Origin of the sequence: Campylobacter sp. 2018MI13, from assembly GCF_018501135.1 — a bacterium.
Taxonomy (GTDB): Bacteria; Campylobacterota; Campylobacteria; order Campylobacterales; family Campylobacteraceae; genus Campylobacter_E.
Genome location: NZ_JAHCZC010000094.1, coordinates 1 through 6,040 on the forward strand (window position 1 = coordinate 1; position 6,040 = coordinate 6,040).

Here is a 6,040-nt window from a genome sequence, read left to right on the forward strand (position 1 = left end):
ATTTTATACAGATATAATAGTCCTTATTAAACAATAGGCTTAATTAAGTTGTAATAATGAATATTTTATATAGCTAAAATTAAAATAAATATATTTATTAGTTTTTTAAATTCCATTCTAATTTATTGATATAAGTAAAACTAATTTTTTATTAAATTAGTTTTACTTTATAATATTTATTTTTTTAAAATATCTTGAACGCATTCAAGTGGGGTTGTAAATATTTTATCGCAACTTTGCTTGAGAGTATTCATATCTGTGTATTCAAATAAAGTTACATAAGCATTCACTCCGGCAGCTTTAGCAGCTTCTGTATCGTTTAAAGTATCTCCTATCATATAAATTTTACTAAAGTCAAATTCTTTTTTAAGTTCGTTAATTTCAAGCATTTCAGAGCCTTTTAAACGACTTAGTGCTTTATAAATTGGTTCTGGATTTGGTTTGCAGTATTTTACTTCATCACCACCCACAACTACGCTAAAGTCATCTAAAATATCAAAATCTTTTAAAATTTCTTTAGCAAAATAAACAGATTTTGTAGTTACTAATCCTACTTTAGCATTTTTACTAGCAAATTTTACTGCTTCTTTTGCCCCATTTAAAAGACTAGTTCCGTCTTTATAATATATTTTATAATTTTGTCTATATAATTTAACTATATCAGCAACTTGCTCTTTTGGCACTCCTATTGTTTCAAACATTCCTTCAGTAGACATTCCAATTAATGTTTTTATATATTCATCACTTAAATTAAAATTATAACTTTCTAAGGCTTTTCTAAGACTAGTAATTATTGGCTGGGTAGAATCGATTAAAGTTCCATCTAAATCAAAAAATATAATCATTTGTATCCTTTTTTTATTTTAAGCTTAGCAAAATAAAGCTAATTTATTGACAATTTACAAATTTAATTATAAAATCTAATTTAATTGACTTTATCAACTATTAGGAATAACATGTTTTTTAAAAAAATTACCTATGCAAATAGAAAAATCATCAGTAAAGTAAATGAAATTTTAAAGCCATTTAATATTAATGCGACTGATTGGAGAGTATTTTATTATCTTAGCTCAACAAAAAGTGCTAGTTTAAGTGAGATTTGCGAGTTTTATCAGATGGATAAGGCTATTGCGTCTAGGATTTGTAAGAAACTAGAAAAAGCAAATTATTTAGAAATTTCAAGCTCAAATGATAAAAGAGAAAAAATCATTTCACTTAGTTTAAAAGGCAAGGAATTGTTTTTTGATGCAAATATTTTAATTTCTAATTACGAAAAGCAAATTTGTGATGATTTAGACTATGCTGAATTTGGATTGTTCATTAATATGCTTGATAAAATCAATAAAAAATTATAAGGAGTTTTTATGGGATTATCCAAAAAGTATAATATTTGGAATAAGAATTTTATTTGTGTTTTTATTATTAATTTTGTTATTTGTTTAGTGTTTTTTATCACTACGATTGCTTCTACAGATTTTGCAAAAACTATATTACAATCTAGCACAGCAATAGCAGGTCTTGCCAATGGTATTTTTGTAATTGGAGCACTATTATCAAGACTTTATTTTGGCTCAATTATTGATAATATAAACATAAAAAAAGTTATGATTATTAGTTTAGTTTTGTATTTTATACCTAATTTATATTACTTGTTTTTATCAACTAATTTTGAATTAATATTATCAAGATTGCTTGCTGGTATGTGTTATGGTGCATGCTCTTGTGCTTGTGGTGCTGCAGTAGCTAGACTAGTGCCTAGCAATAAAAGAGGAATTGGTATAGGATATTATGCGGTTAGTGTTGTATTAAGTTCTGCTATTGGACCATTTTTAGCAGTATATTTAGTGGGTAAAAATAATTTTAATTTATGTTTTATAATTTCTTTAATTAGTATATTAATAGCATTAATTTCAAGTGTAGTAATAAAAGTTAAAAGATTTAGAAAACATAAGATAAATCATGTTAAAAAATCTTTTTCAATTTTTAATTATATTGAAAAATCGGTTTTGGGTGTTGCTTATGTCGTATTTTGTATGGGTTTTGTTTATGGAGCAATTATTGCTTTTATAAGTTCTTATTCAAAAGAGCTTAATTTAATTGAAGCAGGTTCATTATTTTTTGTATTTTATGCTTGTATTAGTGTGTTTTCAAGACCAATTTCAGGTAAAGTATTTGATAAAATAGGTGCGGATTATGTAATAGTTCCTTCTATTTTGTTTTATGTAGCAAGTTTAATAATTTTAGCTTATACAAACAATTCTTTAATGATGTATTTATCGGCTATTTTTTGTGCTTTAGGATATGGAAACGCTACTTCAAGTCTTCAATCACTTGCTATAAAATTATCTCCTAAAGAGAAAATGGGCTTAGCAAATTCAACATTTTTTATAGCTTTAGATGTTGGAATGGGTATTAGTCCTTATTTGTTAGGTTTGATTGAGCCTAGTTACGGGCATTCTAGGATTTATGAAATATGTGCGGGGATAATTTTGTTTTCTTTAGTATTGTATTATGCTTTCGTTATGAGAAAATCAAAAGATTTTAAAAAAGATTTAAAAGATTATGAAGATAATTTTTTAGAAAAAAATCACTCGGATATTATCATTAAAGACTAGGAGAAAATATGAAATTTAGTGGAAAAAATGTATTGATTACAGGTGCATCTAAAGGCATTGGTGCTGAAATAGCTAGAGTTTTAGCTGGATTTGGTCTAAAAGTATGGATTAATTATCGTTCAAAACCTGAACTTGCAGAGAATTTAAAACAAGAAATTGAAAAAAATGGTGGTAAAGCAGCAATTATTTGTTTTGATGCAAGTTGTGAAAGTGATTTTACAAATGCTATTAAAACAATAATTGATTGCGATGGAGAATTAAGTTATTTAGTAAATAATGCAGGAATTACAAAAGACAAATTAGTTTTAAGAATGAGTGAAGCTGATTTTGATGATGTTATAAAGGCTAATTTAAATTCAACTTTTATAGGTTGCAAAGAAGCATTTAAAGTGATGAGTAAAAAGCGTTTTGGTAGTGTTGTAAATATTAGTTCAGTTGTTGGTGAGATGGGAAATGCAGGTCAAGTAAATTATTCTGCTAGTAAAGGTGGGGTTATTGCTATGACTAAGTCTTTTGCTAAAGAAGCAGCTAGTAGAGAAGTTCGTTATAACGCAATTACTCCAGGATTTATAGAAAGTGATATGACAGATGTATTAAGCGATGAAATTAAACAAACTTATTATAAAGCAATTCCACTTGCTAGATTTGGTAAACCTAGCGAAGTTGCAAATGCAGTTGCGTTTTTATTAAGTGATTATTCTAGTTATATTACAGGTGAGATTTTAAAAGTTAATGGCGGAATGTATGTGTAATTTATTTACACTTTTTTGTAAGAATACGAGTTTAATTTTATTTTAGGAGAAAAAAATGTCTATTTTTGAAGATGTTAAAAAAGTTATTGTAGAAGAATTAGGAGCTGATGAAGCTAGTATTACACCTGATGCTAAAATTATTGAAGATTTAGGTGCAGATTCACTTGATGTAGTTGAATTAATTATGGCTTTAGAAGAAAAATTTGATATTTCTATTCCTGATGAAGATGGTCAAAAAATCGCAACAGTTAATGATATAGTAAAATACATAGAAGCAAAAAAACAATAAGGATTTAAATTGAGAAGAGTAGTAGTAACTGGCATTGGAATGATAAATGCCCTTGGGCTTGATAAAGAAAGTTCGTTTAAGGCGATTTGTGATGGAAAAAGCGGTGTTGGAGAAATTACTCTTTTTGATACCAGTGATTTAAGTGTTAAAATTGCCGCAGAAGTTAAGGATTTCGATCCTTTAACAGTATTAAATGCAAAAGATGTTAAAAAAGCTGATAGATTTATTCAACTTGGATTACACGCCGCAAAAGAAGCTATAAGTGATGCTAATTTTAAAATGGTTGATGGCGTGATTAGTGAAGTTGATTTAGATGAATTTGGAGTAGTAAGTGCAGCAGGAATTGGTGGCTTACCTAATATTGAGAAAAATTCTAATGTATGTTTGCAAAAGGGCGCAAGCAGGATTTCGCCTTTTTTCATACCTTCAGCTCTAGTTAATATGCTAGGGGGAATGGCTTCAATTGATTATAAATTGAAAGGTCCAAATTTATCTTGTGTAACTGCTTGTGCAGCAGGAACTCACGCAATTGGCGAAGCTTATAAAACAATAGTTTGCAATCAAGCAAATAAAATGTTAGTAATTGGAGCTGAATCAGCTATTTGTGCAGTAGGTATAGGTGGATTTGCTTCAATGAAAGCTTTATCTACTAAAAATGATACTCCAGAAACAGCTAGTAGTCCATTTGACGCTAGTAGAGATGGCTTTGTTATGGGAGAAGGTGCAGCTGCTCTTGTTTTAGAAGATTATGAAGATGCTAAAAAAAGAGGTGCTAGAATATATGCTGAAGTTATAGGGTTTGGTGAAAGTGCAGATGCAAATCATATAACTTCTCCAGCTTTAGATGGTCCATTAAGAGCTATGAAAAAAGCTTTATGTATGGCAAAGGGATTTGATTGCTCTGCTAATAAAATTAAAATTGATTATATTAACGCACACGGAACATCAACTCCAGCTAATGATAAAAATGAAACAGCAGCAATGAAAGAATTGTTTAAAGATGATATGCCTTTAGTAAGTTCTACAAAAGGTCAAACAGGACATTGTTTAGGTGCTGCTGGTGCTATTGAAGCAGTAATTTGTCTAATGGCTATGAGAGATAGTATAGTTCCACCTACAATAAATTATAAAAACCCTGACCCTGATTGTGATTTAGATTATGTGCCTAATGTGGCTAGAAAGCATACAATTAAAACAGCTATGAGTAATTCGTTTGGTTTTGGTGGAACGAATGCTTCAGTGATTTTTAGAAAATTGGATTAATTAAGATGGCAGCTTATTTAGATTTTGAGAAAAATATTCAACAATTAGATGAAGATATTATTAATGCTAATATTAAAGGCGATATAGAAGCAGTTAAGATTTTAAAAAAGAATTTAGAAAAAGAATTAACAAAAACCTATAAAAATTTAAGTGATTTTCAAAAACTACAGCTAGCAAGACATCCTGATAGACCATATTCTCTTGATTATGTGAGAATAATTTTAAAAAATGCCCATGAATTACATGGAGATAGAGCATTTAGAGATGACCCTGCTATAGTTTGTTTTGCTGGTTATATTGGCGAGCAAAAAGTAATGTTAATAGGCGAACAAAAAGGTCGTGGAACAAAATATAAATTACATAGAAATTTCGGTATGCCACATCCAGAGGGTTATCGTAAGGTTTTAAGATTTGCTAAAATGGCTGAAAAATTTAAAATACCTATTGTATTTTTAGTAGATACTCCAGGTGCTTATCCTGGAGTAGGAGCTGAAGAGCGTGGTCAAAGTGAGGCAATTGCTACAAATTTATATGAATTAAGCGCTTTAAAAACGATAATTATTTCTATAGTAATTGGAGAAGGCGGAAGTGGTGGAGCTTTAGCTTTAGGTGTAGCTGATAAATTAGCTATGCTTAAAAATTCAGTGTTTTCTGTAATATCTCCTGAAGGTTGTGCTGCTATACTATGGAATGACCCAAGTAAAAGTGAAGCTGCAACAAAGGCTATGAAAATAAGTGCTGATGATTTATATGAGCAAGGATTAATAGATGATATTATAGAAGAAGGCATTGCTCATAGAAACAAAGAGATTACTGCAAATAATATACAAAATTATGTTTTAGAAAAAATAGAAGAACTAAAACCATTAAATCTTGATGAATTGGTTGCAAAAAGAATGCAAAAAATTCTCAAATTGGGTTCTTTTAATGAAGACAAATAATATTTATCCAAGTATCTTACTTGGATAATTTTAGGTTTGTATATGAAATATGTTTTTTTACTCAATATGGGTGGCGTAAATCAAATTGATGAATGTGAAGTATTTTTAAAAAATATGTTTAATGACCCAAATATTTTGGGAATAAAATCAGATTTTTTAAGAAGTCTTGTAGCATTTATG

Annotated in this window: 7 protein-coding genes and 1 pseudogene; 7 read left to right on the forward strand and 1 reads right to left on the reverse strand. The window is 28.9% G+C overall.

Translation table 11 applies throughout. The features are described 5' to 3' along the window. Positions 1-176: 176 nt before the first annotated feature. Entirely contained in the window at positions 177-845 is a 669-nt protein-coding gene (locus tag KJQ99_RS08425) for an HAD family hydrolase (RefSeq protein ID WP_214150528.1), read from the reverse strand. A gap of 111 nt (positions 846-956) precedes the next feature. Between KJQ99_RS08425 and KJQ99_RS08430 the strand changes: the two genes are divergently transcribed. From KJQ99_RS08430 to KJQ99_RS10640, 7 genes and pseudogenes are all read left to right on the forward strand, one after another. Then, on the forward strand, positions 957-1,355 hold the full coding sequence (locus tag KJQ99_RS08430; RefSeq protein ID WP_214118266.1) for a MarR family winged helix-turn-helix transcriptional regulator: 399 nt from the start codon (positions 957-959) through the stop codon (positions 1,353-1,355). Positions 1,356-1,364: 9 nt separating this feature from the next. Continuing rightward, complete coding sequence (locus KJQ99_RS08435; protein WP_214150529.1) at positions 1,365-2,615, forward strand: MFS transporter; 1,251 nt, start codon at positions 1,365-1,367, stop codon at positions 2,613-2,615. An 8-nt stretch (positions 2,616-2,623) separates the two neighbouring features. Next, complete coding sequence (gene fabG, locus KJQ99_RS08440; protein ID WP_214118270.1) at positions 2,624-3,367, forward strand: 3-oxoacyl-ACP reductase FabG; 744 nt, start codon at positions 2,624-2,626, stop codon at positions 3,365-3,367. 55 nt (positions 3,368-3,422) lie between these two features. After that, positions 3,423-3,656 carry an acyl carrier protein gene (acpP, locus tag KJQ99_RS08445; protein ID WP_214118272.1) on the forward strand — a complete coding sequence of 78 codons (234 nt, stop codon included), beginning with the start codon at positions 3,423-3,425 and terminating at the stop codon, positions 3,654-3,656. 9 nt (positions 3,657-3,665) lie between these two features. Continuing rightward, the gene (locus tag KJQ99_RS08450) at positions 3,666-4,919 is read left to right on the forward strand and encodes a beta-ketoacyl-ACP synthase II (protein WP_214118274.1); all 1,254 of its coding nucleotides are present in this window, start codon (positions 3,666-3,668) and stop codon (positions 4,917-4,919) included. 5 nt (positions 4,920-4,924) lie between these two features. After that, positions 4,925-5,860 carry an acetyl-CoA carboxylase carboxyltransferase subunit alpha gene (locus KJQ99_RS08455; protein WP_214118277.1) on the forward strand — a complete coding sequence of 312 codons (936 nt, stop codon included), beginning with the start codon at positions 4,925-4,927 and terminating at the stop codon, positions 5,858-5,860. A gap of 42 nt (positions 5,861-5,902) precedes the next feature. Then, positions 5,903-6,040 (forward strand): annotated as a pseudogene (locus KJQ99_RS10640) (ferrochelatase); the annotation flags it as partial.